The sequence below is a fragment of the Candidatus Cryosericum terrychapinii genome, assembly GCF_003570925.1.
In the GTDB taxonomy this organism is placed as follows: Bacteria; Caldisericota; Caldisericia; order Cryosericales; family Cryosericaceae; genus Cryosericum; species Cryosericum terrychapinii.
Window position 1 is genome coordinate 68851 of the sequence record NZ_QXIS01000001.1, and the last position, 23777, is coordinate 92627.

Below are 23777 nucleotides of genomic sequence, written 5' to 3' on the forward strand. Positions count from 1 at the left end.
ACGACCTCAACAGGGACGACCTCGGTTGTCGCTGCGACTTCTGGCGTTTCTTGCGCAGCCGGCACTGTCTCGTTGGCAGACGGAACTTCTTCGCAGACTGGAGTACTCATCTCCTCCGTCGAAACCGGCTCTTCGATGGAACCAGCTTGCGGGGCAACAGATGCCTCTGGAATGGGAGTCTCTTCAGCCTGAAGGGTCTCTTCAGCGATCGAAGCCTCGTCGGCAGGCAAGGGCTGATCGAGAGGCAACACGGTCTCTACAGCGTTGCTTTCCGGCTCAGTGGGCTGGACCACCGGAGCTTCCTGCCCGATGGGTCTCAGTTCGGGTTCAGGGAACGGTTCAGGGAGCGTTTCTGGGGGCAGTTCCTGGGCAGAAGAAGTCTCCTGTGGAGGGGTGAGGAGAGCTTCCGAAGGAACCTCGGCTAGGACTGTCGGAGTAGCCGTGATGGGCTCCGACAGTTCGGTCTGAGTCGTGGATGGTTCTGTCTCGGGCGGGGTGAACTCCAGAAGTGGCGGCTCGGCCGATGCAATCATGGCGACAGGCACAGCGGGCACTGTAGTGGGCACCGTATCTGCGCCGGCGAAGAAGCCAAGTGGCTCCAGGGAAATCTCCGGGATTGACAGTGACTCGGGCCGGGCATGAGATGATTCGTCCGTGATTGCAGGTCGGGCTGCCGGTTCCTGCACAGGCTGTGTTTCCTGCTTCTCGTGGGTTCGTGCCAGTTGATTCAGTGATGTCGCGGGCGACGGTTTGGGTCCTTGTTCCACAGGGCCGAACTCTATGGCGTTTTCTCCTTGTCCTGCTGTTCTGGGTGACACCTTGGGCAGACGCTTGGCCACATTGTGCCGGGGACGCAGGGCGAGGATGAGGATGATAAGGGCAAGAACGACAATGATCCAGAACATCCATACAGCCATGAGCTCGGGCGTCACCGAGAGGCCAGGAACGATGCGTCCCAGAAGTGGCACGAGCAATGCAGTAAGAGGCAGAAACAACCGGACGGCGAGATCATTGATCGCCTGCGTCGCGGTCTGGAGAACCCTCAATGCCTGACCCGAGACGAAGAAATCACGGATGTTCATAGACAGAGAAGCAATAAACGCACCAGTCGAGTGAGTTGCTTTCTGAATCCATGCACCAGTCGAGTGAGTTGCTTTCTGGATCCAAGCCCACGCCGTCTGCCAGGGTCCCGACGATGGTGGTTCCACGGGAGCAGCTGTCTGTGCCGAGACGGCGAGCGGATAGGCCGTACGTACGAGATCGGCATTCTTCGTGACGACGATGTTGCGTCCAGCCGAGCTGGACGAATCCGCCTGAACATGCACCACGGGCACAAAGCCCGCAACGACGCAGCAGAGTACCAGAAGTCCTGTCAGAACGCTTCTCGCTCGTTTTCTCATACTATGCGCACCATCCTTGTAGCAAGAATGTTACAGGCCATTCACCGTTTTGCAATAATGCAGGGCCTGCCAGTGTGCTGTCTCGCCCGGTCAGCTTGTGCGGATTGATACAGCAAGTATAATGCCAATATTGAAAAGAGTGATGCACATTCGGGCGTCAATGCGGAGGTGCGCATGCCGTTGGCTGGTGATCTATCGGGATTCAGCGTCGATGAGGTCGTCTTGTTCATCATGAGGGACGGCAAATCGGGACGCCTCGTTCTGAAAGACAACGCTGCCGAGAGCTCGCTGTACTTTGACGCAGGGGCTATTGTCGAGGCGATCCACGGTCGTGTTCATGGCCCGGAAGCCCTGGTCAGTGCGCTGGTCGCATTCTCTGCTGGACAGTTCATGTTCTACGAGGATGAACAGATACCGACGCCCTCGATGCACGTGGACGAGTCCCAATTGTCGAGTCTCTCGCAGCAGACGCACATCGAGACGGACACGATGGCACCTGTGCTTCCTGACGTCGACGAGAAATTGACGCTGATGCTGTCATTCGCAGACCCGCTTTCACTGACGCCATTGCAGTGGCTGCTCCTGGCTCAGATCCCCCAGCGTTGCACGTTGCGGCACCTGAGCGAGGGACGAGACCCGTTCGCGGTCAAGAAGGCTCTGTCCTCCCTGCTCCTCAGCGGACTCGTGCAACGGACTGGGCAGATCATGTCTGCCGGTATCGCCGGAGTCCGTCTGACCGTGGTCAAGGGGTACACCCGGGAGGAGGAAGCCGTCGAACTCGACCAGGGGATCGTTGCGGGATGGCGTGAGGCTGGTGTCTTCGCGGGGCGGGTGCTTATCGGAGGGCATGTCTTCGCCGCATTGGCGAAACAGGGATTGGGCAAGAGCATCGTCATGTCTGCACCTGCCTGCCGGCTGTGCGGCGTGCGGGACGCGCAGGAGGTTGACGTTACCCCTGCGTCTTGAGACGCTATGTCAGGGCACAGAAGACTAAACCCCCGGCTTCTTGGCCGGGGGTTTGCTGCATGAGGACTGGGCCAGGGCAGACAATCAGGATCGGACGATGTCCTTCTCGATGAGCTTGAAGACCTTTGTGGGACACTTGGCGATGCAGATGCCGCAGGAGGTGCACAGGTGCTCATCCACCACAGAGAGTCCGCGTTCCATGTGGATGGCTCCTTCGGGGCAGGACTTGACACATATCTCGCACTTGATGCAGCCGGTCTTGCATGTCGCGATGACCTTTGATTTCACGGGGTTCCTATTGGAACACAGCGGCATTGCACCCTTCTTGGCGCGTGAGATCCTGGTGAGAACGTTCTGAGGACAGGCGTCGACGCACTTTCCGCACCCGGTACACTTGACCGTGTCCACATGAGGAAGGCCGTCGTCTGCTATATGGAGCGCGTCGAACGGACAGACTCTGGTGCAGTCGCCCAGGCCGATGCAGGACCACTGACACAGCTTCGTGCCTCCCGTCGTTATTTTGGCGGCACGGCAGGACTGGATGCCCGCGTAGTCGGCCTTGAGAGGGGCCTTGTCTTTCGATCCCTGGCACACGAGAACGGCGATCTGGTCGACTGCGCTGGACGTGAGGCCAAGCAGTGCGGCGATCTGGTCAGCCCTTTTCTTGCCGCCCGTCGTGCAGCGGTCGGGAGTGGCCGTCTGATGGGCGACGGCAAGCGCGTAGGCGTCACAGCCCGCGAAGCCGCAGGCGCCACAGTTGGCACCAGGGAGGATGGCACGTACCTTGTCGACCAGTGGGTCACTGGGGACCGCAAACTTTTCGCGGAAGAAGCCCAGGGCAACGCCGATAAGCAAACCGAGGACTGCAGCGATGATTGTCGTTTCGAGGATGATTTTCATCGCGACCTTACTTGATGAGCCCAGCAAAACCCATGAACGCGACTGCGATGATGCTTGTCGTGAGGAACAGGATAGGCGTGTCCATCATGAAGGAGGGAATCGGGGAGTTCTTGAGACGCTGACGCACACCCGCCAGGAGGAGCATCGCAAGCAGATACCCCAGCGAAACGGCGACCGAAAAAACAATGGACTGTACAAAGTTGTAGTTATATGTGATTTGGTCGAACGTGACAGCTAGGATGGCGCAGTTGGTCGTGATCAGAGGCAGATAGATGCCCATGGCGTGGTAGAGCGAGGGTACGCTCTTCTTGAGATAGAACTCTACCAGCTGGACCAGCGCGGCGATGACCACGATGAAGACCAGAATCTCAAGGAATTCCAGGCCATTCGGCTTGAGAATCCAGTAATAGATGGGCCACGTGACGGCTGAAGCCAGCACGGTGACGAAGGTTACGGCCAGTCCCATGCCTACGGACTGCCCCACGTCGGATGTCATGCCGATATAGGAGCAGAGCGCGATGAAGCGCATGAGGATGATGTTGTTGATGAGGAACGCTGCGACGAAGATCTTGATCAGGTCAGTCATCTTTCCTCCTATGCCTTTTCGGCCGAACCGTTTTCGGGCAGCGTACAGCAGCTATCCTGGGTCGGTTCCGGCTTTTTTCCTGCCAGTAGTTTTCGGCGCAGGTTATTGCTTGCAGCCATCCAGAGGGAGAAGACGAGGAAGCCACCAGGTGGCAGGACGAAGAAGATCATGGGTGAGAAGGATGACGGCATGATCTGGCGTCCCAGAAGGGTACCGTTGCCCAGCAACTCACGCACAACCGCCAGGGCGATAAGGACCCATGTGTATCCGATTCCCATGCCCAGGCCATCTACGGTGGAGTCAGCTACGGGCTGCTTGGAGGAAAATGCCTCGACACGTCCCATGACGATGCAGTTCACTACGACGAGCGGGATAAAGACACCCATCGACTTGGAAAGAGCGGGAAAGTACGCCTTCATCTCGAGGTCCATGATGGTCGTAAATGCAGCAATGACGATAAGGAAGATGGGCATGCGGATGCTGTCTGGAATCAGGTTCCGGAACAGCGAAATGATGAGCTCGGACATGACCAGGACGAACGTCAGCGCGACGCCCATGCCAATGCCGTTGGCGACCGTTGTCGTTACGGCCATCGAGGAGCAGAGGCCGATCATGATTACAAATAGCGGATTCTCGACAATGAGACCGTTGACGAAGACACCGAACAAGCGTTTCATAGACCACCTCCTGCCAGAGCCTTGACCAGCGCGTCCGCAGTCGCTTTCACGAGCGCTGTGGCCCCCCTGCTGCTGAATGTAGCCCCTGAGACTGCGTCGATGTTCGTGCCGACCTCGAGAGGGGCACTTGCTTTCTTGCCGGCGAACTGCTGGGCGAAGTCTGGTGCGAGAATCGGGCTGCCCTGGCTGTCGGTGCATTCCAAAATTTGGACACCAGTGATGATTCCGTCGGTTGAAATGCCCACAAGAACGGTGACGTCACCGTCATAACTCTTTGCCTTGGCTTTCGCGATGGCGCCGACGATGGTTCCAGTTCTTGTTCCCACCGAGGTTTCCAGGATGGAGACGCCGGGCAGGCTGGACGTCGCGGGTTTGGAGGAAGACCGGATGGTGTCAGCCGACGGAAGGACAGCGCTGGGGCTCTGTGAGGAGGGGACCGGTGCGGGGCCCGCAGTGCCGAGGGCTTCGGAAGCAGCCTTGCCGACGACCTGAACCAGATTGGTAATGGATCGGCTCGTAATAGTTGCGCTGGTGATGGCGATCACATCCTTCTTGACAATGAAGGCGTCGGTGAGTTTCTTGCCGGCGAACTGTCCCGGAAACGTCGTCTTGGTGGCCTTGTCGACGTAGTACGTCGAACTTGCCGCATTCGCGCCGAGACCGGGAGTGTCCTTGTTCTCGAGGACCTTCACGCCTGTAATGGTCCCATCGGTCGAAACGCCGACGATCAGAGTCGTCGGGCCACCGTAGCTGGGGCCGTGGACCTTGACGGCTATGCCGAGCGAGCCCGAAGGGCCGTTTGCTGTGTACGCCGCATCGAAGACAATGTTGGGGTTCGTGGACTTCACCTTGTCCGTTGGGGTGAATCCAGTGGCCTCGGGGAACACTTCGCGAAGACCAGCCTGAAGGTCGGCCTCCAGACGTTGTGCGATGGTCTTGCTCGTGCTGTTGTAGACGAATGCGAGCCCGACACAGCCGACGATGGTGTACACTGCTAGGATGAGTCCCAGTTTGATCATCTGCCAGCGTTTCATGCGTTCACCTTCCTGGGCTTCACGAATCCGAATTTACGGGGGATGATTTTGTCCAGATAGGGAACGACGACGTTCATGAGCAGGATACCGTAGGTGACACCCTCAGGGAAGTTGCCGAGCTGACGGATGAGAACCGTCATGAGTCCAGCACCGATACCGAAAGCCCACTTGCCAATGGGTGTCACAGGGGTCGTGACATAGTCTGTGGCCATGAAAAAGGCTCCCAGCAAGATGCCGCCGGCCAGCACCGAGAAGACCGGGTCTCGTCCAAACAACCAGGATGCGGCGAATACCGCGGCGATCATGGCGACTGGTGTCCGCAGGTCGATGACTCGTGTCACCACCAGGAACACCGCTCCCAGCAGGAGCAGCAACCCAGACGTCTCACCGATGCAGCCTGCGTGGTTGCCAAGGAACATCTGAAGGTACAGAGCCGGCTTTCCACTGGCTCCGACACTCTTTATGACGTCGGTGATGGTTCCGCCCAGCTTCAGGATACCCAGAGGCGTCGCAGTTGTTGTCGCATCGACGGCAGCCGCGTGCAGAGAGGGAGACCAGCGCGTCATGAACGCCGGCCAGCTCATCAGCAGAACAGCACGCCCCACGAGAGCAGGATTCGCGAAGTTGCCGCCGAGGCCGCCGAATAACTCCTTGGCCACGACGATGGCGAACGCGGAGCCGACCGCAGCCATCCACAACGGTGAGGACACCGGCAGGATGAGCGCGAGCAGCATCCCTGTGACGACCGCGGACAGGTCGGTGATGTGTGTTTCGCGGCGAAGCGCTTTGCGGAACAGGAACTCGGCTGCAACCGCACTGACGACGGATACCGCTGTGACCAGCAGCGCCCGGGGTCCAAAGAAGTAGACGCCGCCCGCCAAGGCGGGGAGCAAAGCGATGATGACCATGCCCATCGTTTTCTGGATATCGTAGCCGGTCACGAAGTGTGGTGCACCGGACAACACAAGCTTCATCGCCTTATTTTCCATGGCGGGCCTCCTTGGCACGCTGGTTGCGGAGAAGATCCTTGCCGAGCTTGAACCGCTGGGCCAGAGGGATGCGTGCTGGGCAGACATAGCTGCAGGCACCGCATTCGAAGCAGTCAACAAGGCCGATGGCGTCGGCACGGTTGAGATCATCGGACAAAAGCGCGGCATTCAGCAGCATAGGCATTAGCCATGCGGCACAGGCGTCTGCGCAACGGCCGCAGCGGATGCACTGACGCTCCTCGTACTGCTTCGATTCTGCGGCGGTAAAGAACAGGATACCGCTGGTGCCCTTGGCGACAGGGGTCTGCAGCGATGCTACGGCGACACCCATCATGGGGCCGCCGAAAATGACTTTGCGGACGTCGTCGCTGAGTTGAATCACGCCTGGAATAAGATCAGCGACCACTGTCCCGATGGGAGCGTACAGGTTCTTTGGCGTCTTGCAGGCTCCGCCTGAGACAGTGAACCCACGTTCGATGAGGGGTTTTCCGTCGATGAACGCTTCTTTGATAGCCTTGAGCGTCCCAACATTCTGGACGATGACGCCGATGTCGGCCGGCAGTCCGTGTGAAGGGACTTCACGACCGGTAACCGCCTTGATGAGCATCTTCTCGCCGCCTTCTGGGTACTTTGTTGCAGCGATGATAGTCCCCATGAGGATGCCGTGACTATGTCCGGCAAACTGCCGTTCGATGACAGGTAGAGCATCCGCTTTGTTGGATTCGATCGCGATATATGCCTTCTTGGCGCCCACAATGTGCGCCGCAATGGCCAGTCCCTCGACGACGTCCGCAGGCGATTCGATCATCGTCCGGTAGTCGATCGTCAGGTAGGGCTCGCATTCTGCCCCGTTGGCAATAATCGTGTCCACAGGTTTGTCTGCAGGGGGAGCGAGCTTGACGTCCGTGGGAAAGGACGCCCCACCCATGCCGACGATACCGGCATCGCGCAAGCGTTTGACCGCTTCTTCACGTGAGCAGGCAAAAGCGTCGAGTGGCGACATGTATGCTGTCTCATCGGTGCCGTCAGCTTCGATGAACACGGCCATACCATCCTTCAGATTGCTCTGGGGGGCAGGCTCGATCTTCTTGACGATGCCGGTGATGGACGCGTGAACTGCCGCCGCAGGACAGGCCTGAACATCGCCGATCTTCTGGCCTTTCAGAACGCGGTCTCCGACCTTTATGAGCGGTTGGTTCTGGGCTCCGATGGCCTGTGTCAGGTGAATGACGACAGACGTTGGCGTCGGCACGCGTTCGATGGGCACGTCTCTGGTTGGTTCCTTGTGCTCAGGGGGGTGAATGCCACCCCTGAATGTCTTCAGACTCATCTAGACCAACTCTCCTTTCGCTTCAGGCTGTTCGATCTTGTGCCCGCAGTGTGGGCACGATTTCCAGTTTGTTTCCATGAGTTCGCCGCATGCCGGACATACCGTGCGGAGTTCATTGCCACATGCGGGACAGAACCGGTACCTTGACTTCACTTCGTGTCCGCAGACCGGGCATTTTCTGTCCTGCTCGTCCATGAGGAATGCATAGTAGGTTCTCTCGAGCTTGAGAACGTCATTGTTCAACTTGTCCGCCATGTGGTTGTCCAGAGTCAGGGGCTCGCGGACCAGAAAGTATACGATTAGTGGCAGCAACCCGAGGCCGACCACGGTGAAGACCGACCAGACGAGGGTGTTGGCGCCTCTCCTCGACGTGTCCTTGATGATCCAGATGAGGATGACGGCGACAAGGACAGCCGCACCCAGCAGGATGGAACTGAGGTTCGGGATGACGGTGTTCTGCCAGAATTCTAAAAGTGAAGTGCCGATAGTGTCACCTCCCGGTGCGAAAGAGTATCATGGACGCACGAATGTGTAGAGACCCATGAGCTTGCGGACTGCCCCCACAAGGTACAGGGAGCCTGTCACGAGCAGCCACGAGCCATCCGGCGTCAGGCTTCGGGCTTTCTCGTATGCCCGCTCTGTGTCGTCTTCTACGACGATGGAATCGTGGGGATGGTAGCGCAGGAACTTCTCCTCTAGTTCCCAGGGGCTGGCAGCCCGGCCGTTGTCGGGGACGCGGGTCAGGACGATGGTGTCTACCTCTGGAGCTAGTATGCTGGCGATCCCGTCCATGTCCTTGTCCATGAGCACGCCGAACAGCATGGTGAACCGCTGGCCGGGGAAATGGGCGTGTAGTGATTCCACCAGGTACTTGGCCGCCGTCTGCGTGTGTGCCCCATCGAGAAGGACCGTTGGCGTACCGGGAACGAGCTCCATGCGCCCCGGCCAGAACGTCTGCCCCAGGGCACGTCGCATTGCAGTTTCAGGGACGTCGATGCCGTCCTTGACAGCCAGAGCGACGACCGCCGTGATGGCGCTTGCTGCGTTCTGGATCTGATGAGTCCCGCGCAGCGAGAGGGTCACGTCAGGGAGCGAAACCTGTCGCCCGAGAACCACACCGGCGTAGTCGAATGTGACGGAGTCAGGTGTGAACCGCTGCGAGGAGAAGGTGTAATCTCGTTCAGCAAGGGCAATCTGGTTTTCCATCGTCTCGGCCCGGGCGAGCAGGGTCGCCTGGGCGGCAGGGTAGTCCTGGTGGCCGAGCACCGTAATACCCCCCTGCTTGATGATGCCGGCTTTCTGGGTCGCGATCTCTTCGACGGTGTTGCCAAGCCGGTCCGTATGTTCCAGTCCGATATTTGTGATGACGGCAACCTCGGGCACAGGGATGACGTTGGTAGCATCGTACAGTCCTCCGAGACCGACCTCCCACACGACCACGTCGACCTTCTTGCGCGCGAAGTGCACGATCGCCATAGCGGTGAAGACCTCGAAGACCGTGACAGGGTCGTCTTGCGAGACGCTGCCAATCGCACTCCACACAGCGCCAAACGTGTCAAGAAAGTCCTCCGGTGAGAGCATGGTTCCGTTGACCGAGATGCGTTCGCCGACATCCACGAGCGAGGGACTGATGTAGAGGCCGACGGTGTAGCCGGCTTCCTCGAGGATACGTGCCGTGAACGCACAGACCGACCCTTTGCCCTTGGTGCCTGCCACGTGAACGAATCGGAGCTGCCGTTCCGGGTTTCCCAGACTGGCCATGATACGGCGAATTCTCTCCAAACCCAGCTTCGAGCCGAACTTGGCAAGTGAGAAGACGCAATCGAGTGCTTCAGCGTATGTTGTTCTTCGCTCGCGATTCTGCACGCTGTGCCAGGTCTACCCTTGTCCCTGCAGGAAGGTTGCGATGAGCTGTTCCTCAGCCTTGAGGTCTTCCAGTTTCTGTGTGTCCTTGTCGACGACTTCGGCCGGCGCACGTGCAAGGAAGTCCTGGTTGCCCAGCCGAGCTTCGAACTTGGTGGTATCTGCGTGCAGGAGTTCCAGTTTGCCCGCGAGGACCTTGAGCTCGCCTTCATAGTCGAAGTCTGACTTCGCAAGGATCATGACCTGCATCGTCCCGTAGGCACCCTTGATGTGGCGCTGGGTCGAATCCAGCTCCGTGCCGATGTCGGCAAACCGTCCAACGAACTTGACTGCCTCCGCATTTGCCATGATTGCCGCGATGTCGCTTTCCGCCCCGACCGCCACCACGCTCTGTTTCTCGGTTGGCGGCAGATGGAAGACCGCCTTGAGGTTCCTGACTGCCTTGATGAACCCGATGAGGTAGTCGGCCTGCGTGGCATCCTTGTCGTAGGTGATCATCCCATCGGCCTCGGGGTACGCCGCCGTCGCCATCAGATGGTCGCCGCTGTACAGCTGCTGTGTGACGGTCTCGGTGACAAATGGGACAAACGGGTGGAGAAGGCGCAGCATATTTTCCAGGACGTACGCCAATACCCAGCGGGTTGCGGGTGCCCTGGCCTCGTCGCGGAGAGGGATCTTCGCGAGCTCGATGTACCAATCGCAGAAGTCGCCCCAGATAAACTCGTAGAGCCGATGCGAAGCCTCGCCGAAGTCGTACATGTCCATTTTGGCCGTCACGTCACGTGTTGCGTCGGCCAGACGCGCCAGAATCCATCGATCGAACAGTCCCAGCTGATCATCGGAAGGGCGGGGGCCGGCCAGTGTCTCCTTGACATCCACATTGGCAACGACGAAGCGCGTCGCATTCCAGAGTTTGTTGATGAAGTTCCGCGACGACAGCAGCTTCTGGTCGGAGAGCAGGATATCCTGTCCTCCGTAGGTGGATAGGGAGGCCATCGTGAATCGCAGAGCATCGGTGCCATACATACTGATCAGGTCCAGTGGATCCACCTGGTTCTTGAGCGACTTGCTCATTTTCCGTCCCTGCTCGTCGCGGACAAGGCCCGTGATGAAGACCGTATGGAAGGGAACGTCATCCATGAACTCGAGACCAGATATGACCATGCGGGCGACCCAGAAAAAGATGATATCGTAGCCCGTGATGAGGAGAGACGTCGGATAGTAATACCTGAGAGAGGCAGTCTGGTCAGGCCATCCCAGCGTAGCGAACGGCCACAGGGCCGAGCTGAACCATGTATCCAGGACGTCGCTTTCCTGGGTGATATGACTACTGCCGCATTTCGGGCAGACGTGTGGGGCGTCGACAGAAACGATGACCTCTCCGCAGTCTTCACAATGGTAGACTGGGATGCGGTGGCCCCACCACAGCTGACGGGAAACACACCAGTCGTTGATGTTTTCCAGCCAGCCCTCATAGACTTTCCGCCACTTGACCGGCAGGACCTCGACCTTGCCCTCACGTTCAGCCTCGAGTGCCCTGGTGGCCAGTTCCTTCATGCGCAGGTACCACTGGTCCGTGACAATGGGCTCAATTGTCGAGGCGCAGCGAGAGCAGTGCCCAACGCTGTGTTCGTAGTCGTCCACCTTTTCCAGCAGCCCCAGGGCGTCGATCTCGGCCACGATCTTCTCACGGGCTTCAGCCACAGACATGCCACTGTAGTGCAAGGCATTCTCGTTCATGAGGCTGTCGAGACCAATGACTGCCATGCTCGGAAGGTCGTGCCGCTTACCGACCTCGAAGTCTGTGGGGTCATGACCGGGAGTGATCTTGAGGGCGCCCGTGCCGAAGTCCAGCAGGACGGCTTCGTCCGCGATCACCGGGACCACCCGGTTCGCGACGGGGACGATGACCTCTTTGCCGACGATATCCGTGTAGCGTGGGTCAGCCGGGTTGACAGCGACGGCTGCATCCCCGAGGATGGTCTCCGGGCGCGTGGTGGCGATCGTGACGGACCCCGAGCCATCGGCGAACGGGTATCGGATGTACCAGAGATGACCCTTCTCGTTTGCGTACATGACCTCAATGTCGGAGATGGCCGTGTGGCAATGGGGGCACCAGTTGGTGATGCGCTGACCCTTGTAGAGAAGGCCTTTTTCATAGTAATGGACGAAAGCAGTCTTGACAGCACGCTCATACGGTTCGTCAAGTGTAAAGCGCAGACGGTCCCAGTCGGCAGAGACGCCGAGCTTCTTGAGCTGGGACAGGATGATGCCTCCGTATTTCTCTTTCCACTCCCAGATGCGACGCACGAATTCGTCGCGCCCAAGTCCTTCCTTTGTCAGCCCCTGTTCCTTGATCTGGCGCTCGACGACTGCCTGTGTGGCGATGCCGGCGTGATCCATGCCCGGCAGCCACAGCGTCTCGAATCCCTTCATGCGCTTGTATCGTATTGCGATGTCCTGGAGTGTATATTGGAGAGCGTGTCCGATGTGCAGGTACCCAGTGATATTGGGTGGCGGCATCATGACGACGAATGGTGTTCTGTCGGGGTTGGGCTCCGAATGAAAAGCCGCCTGGCTGAGCCATAGACTGTAGATCTGTTCCTCGTACTTTTTTGCTTCGTATAGCGGATCCAGTTCGATTGGAGTCATCGCTCAAACCTCCACGACAGTATCTCGCAAGTATAAGCTGCGGCCGCTGTTTGTCAATTGAACTGAGGCTCTTCGCCCCTGATTGCCACGGCCAGGAACGCGGCTATACTTTCGCTGGACCGGACCCTTTTGAGTAGGAGGACGCGCGCGATATGTATTTGAAATCCCTTCATATCCAGGGGTTCAAAACCTTTGAGCAGAGCACGACACTGGAGCTTTCCTATCCGGTCATCGCTATCGTCGGGCCCAATGGTTCGGGCAAGAGCAATCTGGTCGATGCGTTGCGCTGGACATTGTGTGAGCAAAACCTGAGGACACTTCGTGCCCGTTCGATGCTGGATCTTATCTTCGCCGGCAGCGCGACACGCCATCCCGTCAACTACGCCGAAGCCGAGGTCGTGTTCAACAACGAGGGCGACGTGTTCGGCACCGGCACGGACAAGGTCACAGTAGCCCGGCGTATCTTCCGTTCCAAAGAATCGGACTTCCTCATCGACGGCAACGATGTTCAGCTTCGGGATGTCGAAGAACTGTTGACATCGACGGGGCTCGGGTTCCGCCACTACCCGTTCATCGGGCAGGGCGAGATGAGCCGCATCTTCACGATGAAGCCCGAGGAACGCAAGACTCTCTTCGAAGAGGTCGCCGGCATTGCCGAGTACAAACAGCGCAAGAGGGACACGCTGATCAAGCTGGAAGAGACGAGGGTGAACATTGCACGTGTCGAGGACCTGCTGGCCGAGCTGAACGGCAACTATGCGCATCTTGGCCTCCAGGCGACGGCGGCACGCGAGTATGTCGGCTATCAGTCACGCTTGCGCGATCTGGAGATGGACATTGCACATGCGCGGTATCTGTCGGTGGTGCGGGAGCAGGAACGTACCACGGCGCGACTTGCCGAGGCACAGGAGAAGATGGCGGAGGTCATCACCAACCTGAACGGCCGTCAGGCAGCGTATGACGACCTTCAGACCGCACAGCACAAGCTCAGTGCATCACTCCGCGAGAAGGCATCGGCTCTCAGCGAGGCGCGGGAGGATGCGTACCGGCTCGAGAAGGAACTGGTCTCCGTCCGCGAGAAGGCCAAGTACCTTTCAGCAGAGGAGTCGAGGCTTGTGCGCCAGGAGCAGGATTGGGATGCCAGCAGGCTCCAGACGACCCGACTGGCCGGCGAGACAGGATCGTCCATCGACCAGCTGAGGGGCGAGGAATCGCAGGCGGGCGCGGAGCTGGCCGCAGAGCAGCGCACCTACGACGAAGTGATCCAGGGCGTCGAACAGAGGCGCAAGAGCCTGGCCCAGGCACAGGCCCAAGTCCTGCAGCTCGAGACCGAGGTCCGTCAGTTGTTCAGCCGGTTCAACCCATTGCAGTTCGAGCTGGACGAGAAGCGCAAGACGGTCGATATTTCTGGACAGGCCACTGGCGTCCCCGAACCCGAAACGACCGCGGAACAGGTGAACCTGGTACGTGAGCAGGCAGATGCGCTCGAGGAAACGCTTGAGGAGCGGCGAGGGCAATCTGAGAGCGCTTCCCGGGAGTTGACCATGCTCGAACAGGAGCAGGCCGCACGTGCAGCTGACAGCAGGGACAGGGCAATGGCTGCAGAATCTTATCGGAAGTCGCTCCAGAATGCCGCCGCGTTCGTTGCTAGCCTCGAGCGGCAGATACGGAACGGGTCCACGGCACGCCGTGTCCTCGACGTGGTCGACCTGGGTGAACATGGGCCTCTGCTCTTGCAGTTGCTGCGGGAGGAGCTGGCCACCCTGCTGAGCGATGATCGGTGCGATGCCCTGGCGCTAGCCGTCCGCCGTTCTGGACAGGCGACCATGGGGGTCCGGTACGCACCAGGGGACGATACAGCGGACCAGAAGGACGTCGCTGCCTCTTCCGTGGCGGCGATGGCTAGCAGTGTGGCGGGCGCGCCACCTCTCATCGATGAATTGCTGCGCCGGCTCTTCGTCGCTTCGTCTCTCGAGCAGGGACTGGTGTTCGCGCGCGAGCATCGCTACGACTTCTACAAGGTGTACTGCGAAGATGGATTTGTCATCGACAGCGCGTTTGCGGTGCGGGCGCTGCGCGGGTCGATCGAACACTCGTTTGCGGGCAAGGGCTCTGCCGAGCTTGCCCGGCTCGAGGCAGAGGTCACCGAAGCCTTGCGGCTGGCTACTGACCAGACACAGACGGTGACGCTCGCACGCGGCAAGCGAAGTGAGCTCCTGAGTGGCATCCAGCAGACTGAGCGCGATCTGAAACAGGCTCAGGCGCGGTTACAGGCGATGGTCGTGGAGGAGGAACGCCGCCTCGCGGTCGAACATGAGCGTGCGAGCCGCCTGGACGCGGCACGGAGCCGTATCGTGGAACTCGAGAAGGAGCTGGCGCCCCTCCGCGAGACTCTTGCGGAACGCAGAAGCACGCTGGCTAAGGCGCGTGACGCCCAGGACGGCGCGGACAAAGCTCGCCAGAAAGCCGAGGCGGACCTGCTCGCAGGGAAGGACAGAGTCCAGGCGCTGCAGATCCGGCGCAACTCCGTGTCGGGACGCATCCAGGCATTGCTGGAGAAGAAATTGGCATATGAGGACCAGCTCTCGAGCCTTGCCACGGAGATCAAGGCGTCGCAGGACGGATTGGTGCGGGTGCGTGCCGAACGCGTGGCGCTAGAGCAGCGTATCGGGTCGCTGGACGCCCAGTTCAGGGAGAAGTCGAACGGACTGGCAGCGTTCCAGGCCGGCATCGACCAGCTGGAACTCGACAAGCGTCACAAGGACGAACAGAGTGCGGCCCTGGCGGCGGAGATGGAAGGGGTCAAGGCGAGTCGTACACGTCTCGAGGGCCGCGTACGCGAGCTGGAAGTCCTGCTGGCAGAGGGGAAGGGCAAGCTGGAGCAATTCACGGCGCGCGATGACTTCGCGCAGCTGACGGGAAGAACCGAACCAGAGGCAAGCCTCGAACACATGCAGAGCGAGATGGACGAGGTGCGCCGCAACATGACGAACTTGGAGCCTGTGAACATGGCCAGCATCAGGGAAAGCGAAGAACTTGCGACACGCGTTGCGCATCTCAAAACGCAGGATGACGACCTTTCCCAGTCGAGAACAAAGTTGCTCGCGCTGATCGATGACCTCGATCGACGTGCATCGACACTATTCGAAGAGTCGTTCGTCGTCATCGAGAAGGCATTCCAGGAGAACTTTGTCAAGATGTTCGACGGTGGTGAGGCAAGGCTGGTGCGCCAGGAGAACGGTGAACTCACGGGGATCGACATCGACGTCGTGCTTCCGGGCAAGCGGCGGCAACCTCTTGAGCTGCTCTCAGGTGGCGAGAAAGTCCTGACGGCCGCGGCTCTGCAGTTTGCTCTCTTCAAGGCGCGACCCAGCCTGTTCTACCTTCTCGACGAGGTGGACAATGCACTAGACGATAACAACGTTCATCGTTTTGCGCGGTTGCTTCGAGAACAGGAGGGTTCACAGTTCCTGGTCGTGACGCACAACCGTGAGACCATGCTGGCAGCGGATGTCCTGTACGGTGTGACGATGCAGGAGAGTGGTGTCTCCAAGGTCGTGTCGCTTCGGCTCGACAGCGACGAGGAGCTTGGTCGCCAGTCCTGAGACATTACCTTCGCTGACCATAGGACTGCTGGTGCTGATGCTGGCGATCTTGGGGAGTCGCGGCCTGAAGGATAAGCGGTCCACCCCCCATGTCGTTGTTCATGGTGTCGGCAGAGTAGAATCTGGGGTGCTGTAACATAACTTCTCGCTTGAGATTTGGAACTTTTCAAAGCGGATTATAGTAATGGTTGGAGATGATAGCTGTTAAAATGAAAGGAGGATAGGATGAACTACCGAAGGATTGGCCGTTATGGCGTTAAAGTGAGCGAAATGGCTTTGGGTAGTTGGCTTACCTATGGCGGTTCCTATGGACAGGAGCAGGCGGATGCATGCGTAAAGAAGGCCTACGATTTGGGGATAAACTACTTCGATACCGCTGATGTCTATGGCGTCGGACAGACACATCCCGGTGCGGCAGAAGAAGTCCTGGCCAAATCTCTGGAGGATTTCTCTAGGTCTTCATACGTGCTTGCTACAAAGACCTTCTGGCCTGTGGGTGATGGCCCCAATGACAGAGGACTTTCCAGAAAGCACATTATGGAACAGTGCAATGCCAGTTTGAAGCGCCTCAACACTGATTATATTGATATCTTCTACTGTCACAGATACGACCCTGAAACACCTGTTGATGAGGTTATGCGGGCGTTAGATGACCTGATACACCAAGGTAAGATCTTGTACGCAGGCGTCAGTGAGTGGAGTTCGACGCAGATACTTGACGCTCAGGATACAGCAAAGCGACTCAATCTGGATCCCATTGCGATTAATCAACCGGCGTATAATATGCTGAACAGATATATAGAAAAAGAAGTAATGTCAATGTGCACCAGGGAAGGATTGGGAATTGCCGTGTTTAGTCCGCTGGCCGAGGGGGTTTTGACAGGAAAGTACAAGAAGGGCCAGGAACTACCCAAAGGAAGCAGGGCAGCAGACCCCAAAGTCGGGCACTTTGTAGAGCACTACTTGACCGAAGAAAACCTTGATAAGGTTGAGAGAGTTTCAAAGATAGCATTGGAGAACAATGTCACAACGGCACAATTGGCTTTGGCCTGGATACTCCATCACAAAGAGATAACCAGTGTGATCATTGGAGCATCACGGCCTGAGCAAATCGAAGAGAATGTCAAGGCTATCGATGTGACTCTTGATGAGAACACAATGGAGGCTATTGAAGAGGCTTTGACCAAGTGAACCTCGGGACGTGAACTCGTAGTGACTATCGAGGAAGCGGGGATCTCCTCATAGGGGGATCCCCGCTCGTCATGTCAGTTTTCCCAATACTGTGTTGCCGGCATGCGTCCTGACCACCCTTGATGCACAGCAAGGGATGTGGCCAGCAGTACCAGGACAAGGACGACCGGCAGAATGATTCTGAGTCAGGATCTGAGCTCCTTCATTTCAGCAAGATCCGCAGGATCTCTCCGGCAAACTTCGGATTCGCCTTGCCCTTGCTCTTCTTCATGAGCTGGCCGACGAGAAAACCGAGTACTGCCTCCTTGCCGCTCTTGAACTGCTCGACCTGGGTGACGTTCTCCGCTATCACCTCGCGCGCAAATCCTTCGATTGCCGAGGTGTCGGAGACCTGTTCTAGACCAAGGCTTCTGACCGCTTCAGTGGGCGTTGTCCCCGTGTCCACGAGAAGGGGCAGGACGTCCTTCGAGGCCGTGTTGCTGATCACATTGCTCTCGACCATCGTCAGGAGGCCGGCGAGTGTCGCGGGCGTCAGCTGCGTCTCCGTCAGTGTCTTGTCGCGTTCGTTCAGGAGCTTCGCCACCTCGGTCTCCATGTAGCTGGCGAGCTTCTTCGGGTTGTCATACAGAGCAATGGTCTGCTGGAAGAACTCTGCCGTGGAGCGTTCCTCGGTCAGCAGGGCCGCATCATATGGCGAGAGGCCGAGGTCTCGTTCGAAGCGTGACTGCATCTCCCAGGGCAGTTCGGGAATCTGTGCCCGCACGGATTCCAGCTCTGTGGGATCCAGCTGCAGCAGGGGCAGGTCCGGCTCCGGAAAGTAGCGGTAATCATTGCTGGCTTCCTTGCTGCGCATGGCGGTCGTTGTTCCCTGCACTTCGTCAAAGTGCCTGCTTTCCATCATGATGGGAGTACCGTCGGCAATGCACTGTGCCTGGCGCTGCTCCTCGTAGTCGACGGCCCGCTTGACGCTGCGAAAGCTGTTGAGGTTCTTGATCTCTACTTTTGTCCCTAGCTTCGCAGGATCCGGACTGACGGAGACATTCACGTCACACCGCATGACACCCTTCTCCATGTCGCCTGACGATACGCCGAGCCACCTGACAAGCCGTCTCAGATTACGCAGGAACTCGTATGCTTCATCGCTGCTTTGCATGTCTGGTTCAGTGACAATCTCGACCAGTGGCATGCCACAGCGGTTGAAGTCGACCAGCGTCTCACCCCCGAGCGTGATGTCCGCGGCATGCATCGACTTGCCGGCGTCTTCCTCAATATGGGCGCGTGTCAACCGGACGCTGCGGGCGCCTTGTTCCGTGACGATGGGAAGCGATCCTCCTGTCGCGATCGGGTGGTCGAACTGGGTGATCTGGTAGGACTTGGGAAGGTCCGGGTAGAAGTAGTTCTTGCGTGAGAACTCGGAGACCTCGTGGACAGTACAGCCCAGTGCCGTGGCGATCCTGACGGCCAAGCGCACGGCTTGGGCGTTCAGCGTGGGCAGTGCACCCGGCAGTCCCAGGCAGACGGGGCAGACATGGGTGTTGGGCTCGTCCCCGAACGCCGTGCTGCAGCCACAGAACATCTTGGTCTGCGTAGCCAGCTGGACGTGGATCTCCAAGCCGATCGTCGTGGTCATGACTCACCTCCAAGCGCTGTGAACAGGACGTTCGCGCAGGAGAGGATGTCAGCATCGCTCCAGCGGGGACCCATGAGCTGCAGTCCGATAGGAAGACCGGCGGCGTCCTTTCCGGCGGGAAACGAAATGGCAGGGACCCCGGCCAGGTTCGCGGGGATCGTGAATACATCCGCCTTGTACATTTCAAGCGGGTCGGTCACCGCTCCAAGTCTGAACGCTGTCGTCGGGGTGGTCGGTGTGAGCAACACGTCGGCGGACTGCAGCGCGGCGTCCAGTTCGTCGGTGATGAGCTGGCGGACACTGCTTGCCTTCTTGTAGTAGGCGTCATAGTACCCGGCCGAGAGCACGAATGCGCCGATGAGGATGCGTCGTTTCACTTCCGTGCCGAATCCCGCATTGCGGGTCTTGCTGTATGTTTCCGTCATGTCCCGTCCGTCCTCGTGCAGGCCGTAACGGACGCCGTCAAACCGCCCGAGGTTCGCAGAGCACTCGGCAGGCGCGATGATGTAGTAAACGGGCAGCGCGGACAGAATATGCGGCAGGCTGACGTCGACAAGAGATGCGCCGCTTTTCACGGCTGCTTTACGGGTCGTCTCCATGGCTGCTGCGATTTCCGGCTGGACATCCAGCCCCTGGAGCTCACGGATGATGCCCACCCGCTTGCCTGCGAGGGTCGGTTGCAGTGCGGCCTCAAAGTCCACAGGGGACCGCCTGACGCTGGTAGCATCTTTTGGATCATGGGCAGCCATCACGTTCATCATGAGGGCGGCGTCCCGGACGCTTCTGGCAATGGGACCGATGCAGTCGAGGCTGGACCCGAAGGCAACCAGGCCGTACCGCGAGACAAGCCCGTAGGTCGGCTTGAAACCGACGACCCCGCAGAACGCGGCGGGCTGTCGCACAGAACCACCGGTATCGGAACCGATTGCTCCAAGAGCGAAACCCGCAGCGACCGCAGCCGTCGAACCGCCGCTGGACCCACCGGGAACTCGGCTCAGGTCCGCGGGGTTGTGCGTCGGGAAAAAGGCAGAATTCTCCGTTGAGGACCCCATGGCAAACTCGTCGAGGTTGGTTTTGCCCGGTACAACAGCTCCCGCAGCAAGCAACGACTGCACGACAGTCGCCGAATAGGGGGCGACATAGTGTTCAAGGATCCGGGAGCCGCAGGTACAGCGTTCGCCTGCCATCATGATGTTGTCCTTGACCGCTATCGGGGCTCCTGCAAGAGGAGACGAGGGATCGGCGGCCTGCGCATCGGACCGGGCGGCGTCAAGGCGCAGGTGTAGAAACGCCTTCACTTGAGGGTCTCCGCGTTCGATGAGTTGCCGCGTCTCGTCCAGGTACTCTTCTGCCGACAGTTCGTGCGCACGAACAGCGTGGCGATACTGTTCCAGGGTGCGTGGGAGCTCGCTACTCATCCTCGCCTCCCATGACGTTCCGCACGACAATGAATCCGTCACGCATCGCGGGCGCTCCACCGAGCCCTGCTTCCCGGGTCAGGCCCTCGCCTGGCTCGTCCGGACGGAGTTCGGTCATGGCGGGTCGCTTACTGACGATGGCTGATGTATCGACGGAGCCCAGCTGCGCGACATACCCGAGAATTCGTTCGAGGTCCCCCAGAAGAGACCCGTCCTCATCTGGAGTTATCTCGAGACGCGCGAGTGAAGCCACGTGTTCGAGCGTCTCTTTGTCGATGATCATAGCGATGATACCTCCTGTGCCTGTTTTCTCAGGTCCCCTGCCCAACGAGGGAGAGGAACTGCTGTTCGTCAAGGATCTCGATTTTCAGCCGCTGGGCCCTAGCCGTCTTGCTCCCCGTGGCGGATCCTGCGACGAGCGTCGTCACCTTCCGGGAAACGGTCTCCGACGTCTCGGCTCCGAGCGCACGCACTAGTTCCTGTGCTTTGCTGCGGGCCATGGTGGACAGCTCGCCGGTGAAGACGAAGACCTTGCCGGTGAGGGGACCGTGCGCCCCGGGGGCCGCGATGCCTTCCATGTGAATCCCTGCCTTCCGGAGGCGCTCGACGAGCGTGCGGTTGTGCTCTTCCTGGAAAAAGGCGGTGATGTTCTCGGCTGTTTTCTCTCCGATGCCGTAGACATGGGTCAGGGATTCAGGCGTGGCCGATGCAAGCGTCTCCATGGAGCCGAAGGCCTGGGCCAGATCGCGGGCGCCTACCTCGCCGACCTGAGGAACGCCCATGGCATATAGTACGCGGGCAAGCCCCCTTCCCTTGCTCTCTTCGAGATGAACCAGCAGCTTACGGGCTACGAGAGATCCCATGCGCTCCAGTCGAAGAAGCTGCTCCTCCGTCAGATCGTAGAGGTCGGCGACATCGTGTGCCAGTCCTGCCGTGACGAGCTGCTCGACCACGGCTTCTCCTATACCCTGGATATCCATGGCGTCCTTCGAGCACCAATGCAGCAGCCTTTCCCGCACTTGTGCGGGACACGAAGCGTTCACACACTTGGTGGCGGCTTCATCTTCGATACGCACCAGCTGCGAGCCGCACACTGGGCATACGGCCGGCATGATGAAGGGGTGCTCGATACCGGTGCGGGCGAAGAGCACCGGTCCCAGAATCTCGGGGATGACCGAGCCTGCCTTGCGCACGATGACGGTGTCTCCGATAAGGATGCCAAGACGCTTGACCTCGTCGTCGTTGTGCAGGGTCGCCCTCGCAACGACCGACCCGTCGATCTCCACTGGAGTGAGTACTGCGACTGGCGTTGCGACACCCGTTCGACCGATAGAGACGATGATATTCTCGAGGCGTGTTTCCTTTTCTTCAGGAGGGAACTTCCAGGCCGAGGCCCATCGCGGTTCCTTGGCCGTCTGGCCCAGCGTACGCTGCAGCGATATCTCGTTCACCTTGAACACGATACCGTCGGCAGCAAACGGCAGCGAACTGCGGGTAGCTGAAATCTCCCGGGTTACTGCCCACATCTCGGCGGGTGTCCGCACCAGGCGCACAAACGGCGATACACGAAAGCCGACGCCGGCAATCCAGTCCAGCAGGCTCTTCTGGGTGGGAAGCACCAGGTCCTCCGATGTCTCCCCCAGCGCATAGGCCACGAGATGCAGTGGGCGTGAAGCAGTCACGCGCGGGTCCAGCTGGCGCAGGGTCCCCGCAGCCGCATTGCGTGGATTGGCAAACACGGGGTCGCCTGAGGCAGCGCGTGCGGCATTCAGTGCCTCGAAGTCACGCCTGAACATGACCATTTCGCCACGAATCTCGACCAATGCTGGAATACGGCCCCTCATACTGCCCAGGTTCATGGGGATGGAACGCACCGTCCGGACGTTGGCGGTGACGTCTTCGCCCGTTGCGCCATCTCCGCGCGTGGAGCCCTCTACCAGGAGACCCTTCTCGTACCGAAGCGAGATGGCAAGTCCATCCATCTTGACCTCGGTCAGATACTCGACGGGGTCATCCCGTCCGAGTGCTCGCCGGACGCGGGCGTCGAATAGGACGACGTCTTCTTCGGAGAACATGTTGCTGAGGCTGAGCATCGGAACGCGATGCCGGACGGTCGTGAATCCGCCGAGCGGGGTTCCGCTCACGCGTTGTGTCGGTGAGTCCGGCGTCACCAGATCCGCAAACTCATTCTCCAGACTCTTGAGCTCGCGCATCAGAGCGTCGAAGGCTGCGTCTGCTATCCTCGGGCTGTCCAGGACATAGTACTCGTAGTTGTGAAGCTCGATCTGTGCCTTGAGCTCCCGTATGCGTTCGCGCGCTGTATCGCGGTCCACGGATCCCTCCTGTCAGGGTGTAAGAATGAAGAGACCGGTGCCGAGAGCAAGGACGGAGCGCATCCCCGGCAGCTGAAACACTCGTACCTCGTCGCTCTCAGCCGTACTCCACTGGCGCACAAGTGCGTGGGTCTCAATGTCGTAGATACCAAGGAAATAGACCGCAGTCTGAGAGGTGGTCTGCTCCTGGAACAGGAGTGCGCATTCTCCATTGGACATCGAGGCATCGATCGCATTGAAGTTGAGTTTTGAGGCTGACAGCAGCTGCTTGCCGTCTTTGTCAAAAATCTCGGCAGTGCGTCCAAAGGTCAGAAAGTAATTGCCTAGCGCGCGAAGGCCGGGATTGTCGGAAGTGGCCGAAATCTGGGCTATCTTCTTGCCCGTCTGGTCGAACAGATAGCGGGGCAGGGGACCGGCAACACCCGAGACGCTGCGGCTGTAGCCGGCCAGGATGCGTGTGCCGCTGTCGTCGACAGCCGTGACAAGTCCTGCAAGTTTCTGGTCTGGGTTGGGGACAGTGAATTTTGCGATGACCTTTCCTTGCGGAGAGACGGTGTAAATGGTGCCGCCTTCCAGCGTCACGACGAGCATGCCGCTGTGCGCAAGGCTGATCTGCGACCCACGACCGAAATCGGGTACAGTGTAGCCACCCTGGTACTTGCCGGCAAGATCGTACATGACGAACTGTCGGGATTGGTCCTCCAGGAACGAGTAGACGACGGCAACCCCTCCGGTGACGGTGAACACGGCTTGCTCGACTACGCTGGGAGCCGTCGTCTTTCGTGACCATTTCTGACGAAGAGCATCGTCCAGCAGTGTCAGCCGCTGTCCCACTACCAGAAGGTACTTGCCTGACGTGCTCAACGTCAATGACGTGGGATTATCCCCCAGTTCCACGCCTTCGCTCTGGCTCGCCCATCCACGCAACGCAAATATCTGGCCGGCCGCGGTCAGGACATATCCCTGGTCCTGTGTGCCGACGATTCCAATTGGGTAATCACTAGTCTTGAACTGCGAGACTACGTGCAGCGCCGTCTTTTTTCCACGGAGCGCCCACATAGTCGTGGCACCCACGGTTGCTGCCACAATGACAAAAGCAGCGAGCCAGCGCCGATTGTGGAGGATTATCTGCCGCAGACCATGCGATTGAACGGTTTTCTTCATCTCATCACCGTGACAATTCTAGCCTGAACGTCAGGTTTG

At 59.1% G+C, this 23777-nt stretch carries 17 protein-coding genes and 1 pseudogene; 3 read left to right on the forward strand and 15 right to left on the reverse strand.

The genetic code is table 11. From position 1 onward, the window contains the following. A pseudogene (locus SMC7_RS00230) lies at window positions 1-1400 on the reverse strand (hypothetical protein); the annotation flags it as partial. Between the two features lie 174 nt (window positions 1401-1574). On the opposite strand from SMC7_RS00230, the gene SMC7_RS00235 reads away from it, so the two are divergent. Next, window positions 1575-2366 (forward strand): DUF4388 domain-containing protein, encoded by a 792-nt coding sequence (locus tag SMC7_RS00235; RefSeq protein WP_119088379.1) that lies wholly within the window; start codon window positions 1575-1577, stop codon window positions 2364-2366. Window positions 2367-2450: 84 nt separating this feature from the next. Here SMC7_RS00235 and SMC7_RS00240 read toward each other — a convergent pair whose 3' ends face one another. The 9 genes from SMC7_RS00240 to SMC7_RS00285 all read right to left on the reverse strand — a co-directional run bounded on the left by SMC7_RS00240 (window position 2451) and on the right by SMC7_RS00285 (window position 12397). Further along, complete coding sequence (locus SMC7_RS00240; RefSeq protein ID WP_119088380.1) at window positions 2451-3266, reverse strand: RnfABCDGE type electron transport complex subunit B; 816 nt, start codon at window positions 3264-3266, stop codon at window positions 2451-2453. A 7-nt stretch (window positions 3267-3273) separates the two neighbouring features. Beyond that, entirely contained in the window at window positions 3274-3852 is a 579-nt protein-coding gene (locus SMC7_RS00245; protein ID WP_119088381.1) for an electron transport complex protein RnfA, read from the reverse strand. An 8-nt stretch (window positions 3853-3860) separates the two neighbouring features. Further along, window positions 3861-4529 (reverse strand): electron transport complex subunit RsxE, encoded by a 669-nt coding sequence (gene rsxE, locus SMC7_RS00250; protein ID WP_119088382.1) that lies wholly within the window; start codon window positions 4527-4529, stop codon window positions 3861-3863. After that, complete coding sequence (locus SMC7_RS00255) at window positions 4526-5563, reverse strand: FMN-binding protein (RefSeq protein WP_119088383.1); 1038 nt, start codon at window positions 5561-5563, stop codon at window positions 4526-4528. Before SMC7_RS00255 ends, rsxE begins: the two co-directional genes overlap by 4 nt. Next, window positions 5560-6552 carry an RnfABCDGE type electron transport complex subunit D gene (locus tag SMC7_RS00260; RefSeq protein WP_119088384.1) on the reverse strand — a complete coding sequence of 331 codons (993 nt, stop codon included), beginning with the start codon at window positions 6550-6552 and terminating at the stop codon, window positions 5560-5562. The genes SMC7_RS00255 and SMC7_RS00260 overlap by 4 nt, the downstream gene beginning before the upstream one ends. Beyond that, complete coding sequence (gene rsxC, locus SMC7_RS00265; protein WP_119088385.1) at window positions 6542-7882, reverse strand: electron transport complex subunit RsxC; 1341 nt, start codon at window positions 7880-7882, stop codon at window positions 6542-6544. Before rsxC ends, SMC7_RS00260 begins: the two co-directional genes overlap by 11 nt. Then, a complete protein-coding gene (locus SMC7_RS07575) occupies window positions 7883-8137 on the reverse strand; it encodes a zinc ribbon domain-containing protein (RefSeq protein WP_126850677.1) in 255 nt (84 codons plus the stop codon). A 258-nt stretch (window positions 8138-8395) separates the two neighbouring features. Beyond that, complete coding sequence (locus tag SMC7_RS00280; protein WP_119088388.1) at window positions 8396-9748, reverse strand: bifunctional folylpolyglutamate synthase/dihydrofolate synthase; 1353 nt, start codon at window positions 9746-9748, stop codon at window positions 8396-8398. A gap of 12 nt (window positions 9749-9760) precedes the next feature. Beyond that, a complete protein-coding gene (locus SMC7_RS00285; RefSeq protein WP_119088389.1) occupies window positions 9761-12397 on the reverse strand; it encodes a valine--tRNA ligase in 2637 nt (878 codons plus the stop codon). Window positions 12398-12549: 152 nt separating this feature from the next. Between SMC7_RS00285 and smc the strand changes: the two genes are divergently transcribed. Both smc and SMC7_RS00295 read left to right on the forward strand, forming a co-directional pair. After that, window positions 12550-16002 carry a chromosome segregation protein SMC gene (gene smc / locus SMC7_RS00290; protein WP_119088390.1) on the forward strand — a complete coding sequence of 1151 codons (3453 nt, stop codon included), beginning with the start codon at window positions 12550-12552 and terminating at the stop codon, window positions 16000-16002. Between the two features lie 225 nt (window positions 16003-16227). Further along, window positions 16228-17193 (forward strand): aldo/keto reductase family protein, encoded by a 966-nt coding sequence (locus tag SMC7_RS00295; RefSeq protein ID WP_119088391.1) that lies wholly within the window; start codon window positions 16228-16230, stop codon window positions 17191-17193. 202 nt (window positions 17194-17395) lie between these two features. Here SMC7_RS00295 and gatB read toward each other — a convergent pair whose 3' ends face one another. Genes gatB through SMC7_RS00320 form a run of 5 tightly spaced genes read right to left on the reverse strand, consistent with a single transcriptional unit; the run spans window position 17396 to window position 23738 of the window. Further along, on the reverse strand, window positions 17396-18823 hold the full coding sequence (gene gatB, locus SMC7_RS00300) for an Asp-tRNA(Asn)/Glu-tRNA(Gln) amidotransferase subunit GatB (protein ID WP_119088392.1): 1428 nt from the start codon (window positions 18821-18823) through the stop codon (window positions 17396-17398). Continuing rightward, entirely contained in the window at window positions 18820-20241 is a 1422-nt protein-coding gene (gene gatA / locus SMC7_RS00305; protein ID WP_119088393.1) for an Asp-tRNA(Asn)/Glu-tRNA(Gln) amidotransferase subunit GatA, read from the reverse strand. The genes gatB and gatA overlap by 4 nt, the downstream gene beginning before the upstream one ends. Further along, window positions 20234-20524 carry an Asp-tRNA(Asn)/Glu-tRNA(Gln) amidotransferase subunit GatC gene (gene gatC / locus SMC7_RS00310; RefSeq protein ID WP_119088394.1) on the reverse strand — a complete coding sequence of 97 codons (291 nt, stop codon included), beginning with the start codon at window positions 20522-20524 and terminating at the stop codon, window positions 20234-20236. The genes gatA and gatC overlap by 8 nt, the downstream gene beginning before the upstream one ends. A gap of 28 nt (window positions 20525-20552) precedes the next feature. Then, entirely contained in the window at window positions 20553-22574 is a 2022-nt protein-coding gene (gene ligA, locus SMC7_RS00315) for an NAD-dependent DNA ligase LigA (RefSeq protein ID WP_119088395.1), read from the reverse strand. Between the two features lie 12 nt (window positions 22575-22586). Next, complete coding sequence (locus SMC7_RS00320; protein ID WP_119088396.1) at window positions 22587-23738, reverse strand: hypothetical protein; 1152 nt, start codon at window positions 23736-23738, stop codon at window positions 22587-22589. Window positions 23739-23777: the final 39 nt, after the last annotated feature.

Excerpts from the sequence above, each read along its gene's own strand:
- SMC7_RS00235 (WP_119088379.1), top strand. The coding sequence starts at position 1,575 with ATGCCGTTGGCTGGTGATCTATCGGGATTCAGCGTCGATGAGGTCGTC.
- SMC7_RS00285 (WP_119088389.1), bottom strand. The coding sequence starts at position 12,397 with ATGACTCCAATCGAACTGGATCCGCTATACGAAGCAAAAAAGTACGAG.
- SMC7_RS00295 (WP_119088391.1), top strand. The coding sequence starts at position 16,228 with ATGAACTACCGAAGGATTGGCCGTTATGGCGTTAAAGTGAGCGAAATG.
- SMC7_RS00240 (WP_119088380.1), bottom strand. The coding sequence starts at position 3,266 with ATGAAAATCATCCTCGAAACGACAATCATCGCTGCAGTCCTCGGTTTG.
- SMC7_RS00245 (WP_119088381.1), bottom strand. The coding sequence starts at position 3,852 with ATGACTGACCTGATCAAGATCTTCGTCGCAGCGTTCCTCATCAACAAC.
- SMC7_RS00260 (WP_119088384.1), bottom strand. The coding sequence starts at position 6,552 with ATGGAAAATAAGGCGATGAAGCTTGTGTTGTCCGGTGCACCACACTTC.
- gatB (WP_119088392.1), bottom strand. The coding sequence starts at position 18,823 with ATGACCACGACGATCGGCTTGGAGATCCACGTCCAGCTGGCTACGCAG.
- SMC7_RS00320 (WP_119088396.1), bottom strand. The coding sequence starts at position 23,738 with ATGAAGAAAACCGTTCAATCGCATGGTCTGCGGCAGATAATCCTCCAC.
- smc (WP_119088390.1), top strand. The coding sequence starts at position 12,550 with ATGTATTTGAAATCCCTTCATATCCAGGGGTTCAAAACCTTTGAGCAG.
- SMC7_RS00255 (WP_119088383.1), bottom strand. The coding sequence starts at position 5,563 with ATGAAACGCTGGCAGATGATCAAACTGGGACTCATCCTAGCAGTGTAC.
- SMC7_RS07575 (WP_126850677.1), bottom strand. The coding sequence starts at position 8,137 with ATGGCGGACAAGTTGAACAATGACGTTCTCAAGCTCGAGAGAACCTAC.
- rsxC (WP_119088385.1), bottom strand. The coding sequence starts at position 7,882 with ATGAGTCTGAAGACATTCAGGGGTGGCATTCACCCCCCTGAGCACAAG.
- gatC (WP_119088394.1), bottom strand. The coding sequence starts at position 20,524 with ATGATCATCGACAAAGAGACGCTCGAACACGTGGCTTCACTCGCGCGT.
- gatA (WP_119088393.1), bottom strand. The coding sequence starts at position 20,241 with ATGAGTAGCGAGCTCCCACGCACCCTGGAACAGTATCGCCACGCTGTT.
- rsxE (WP_119088382.1), bottom strand. The coding sequence starts at position 4,529 with ATGAAACGCTTGTTCGGTGTCTTCGTCAACGGTCTCATTGTCGAGAAT.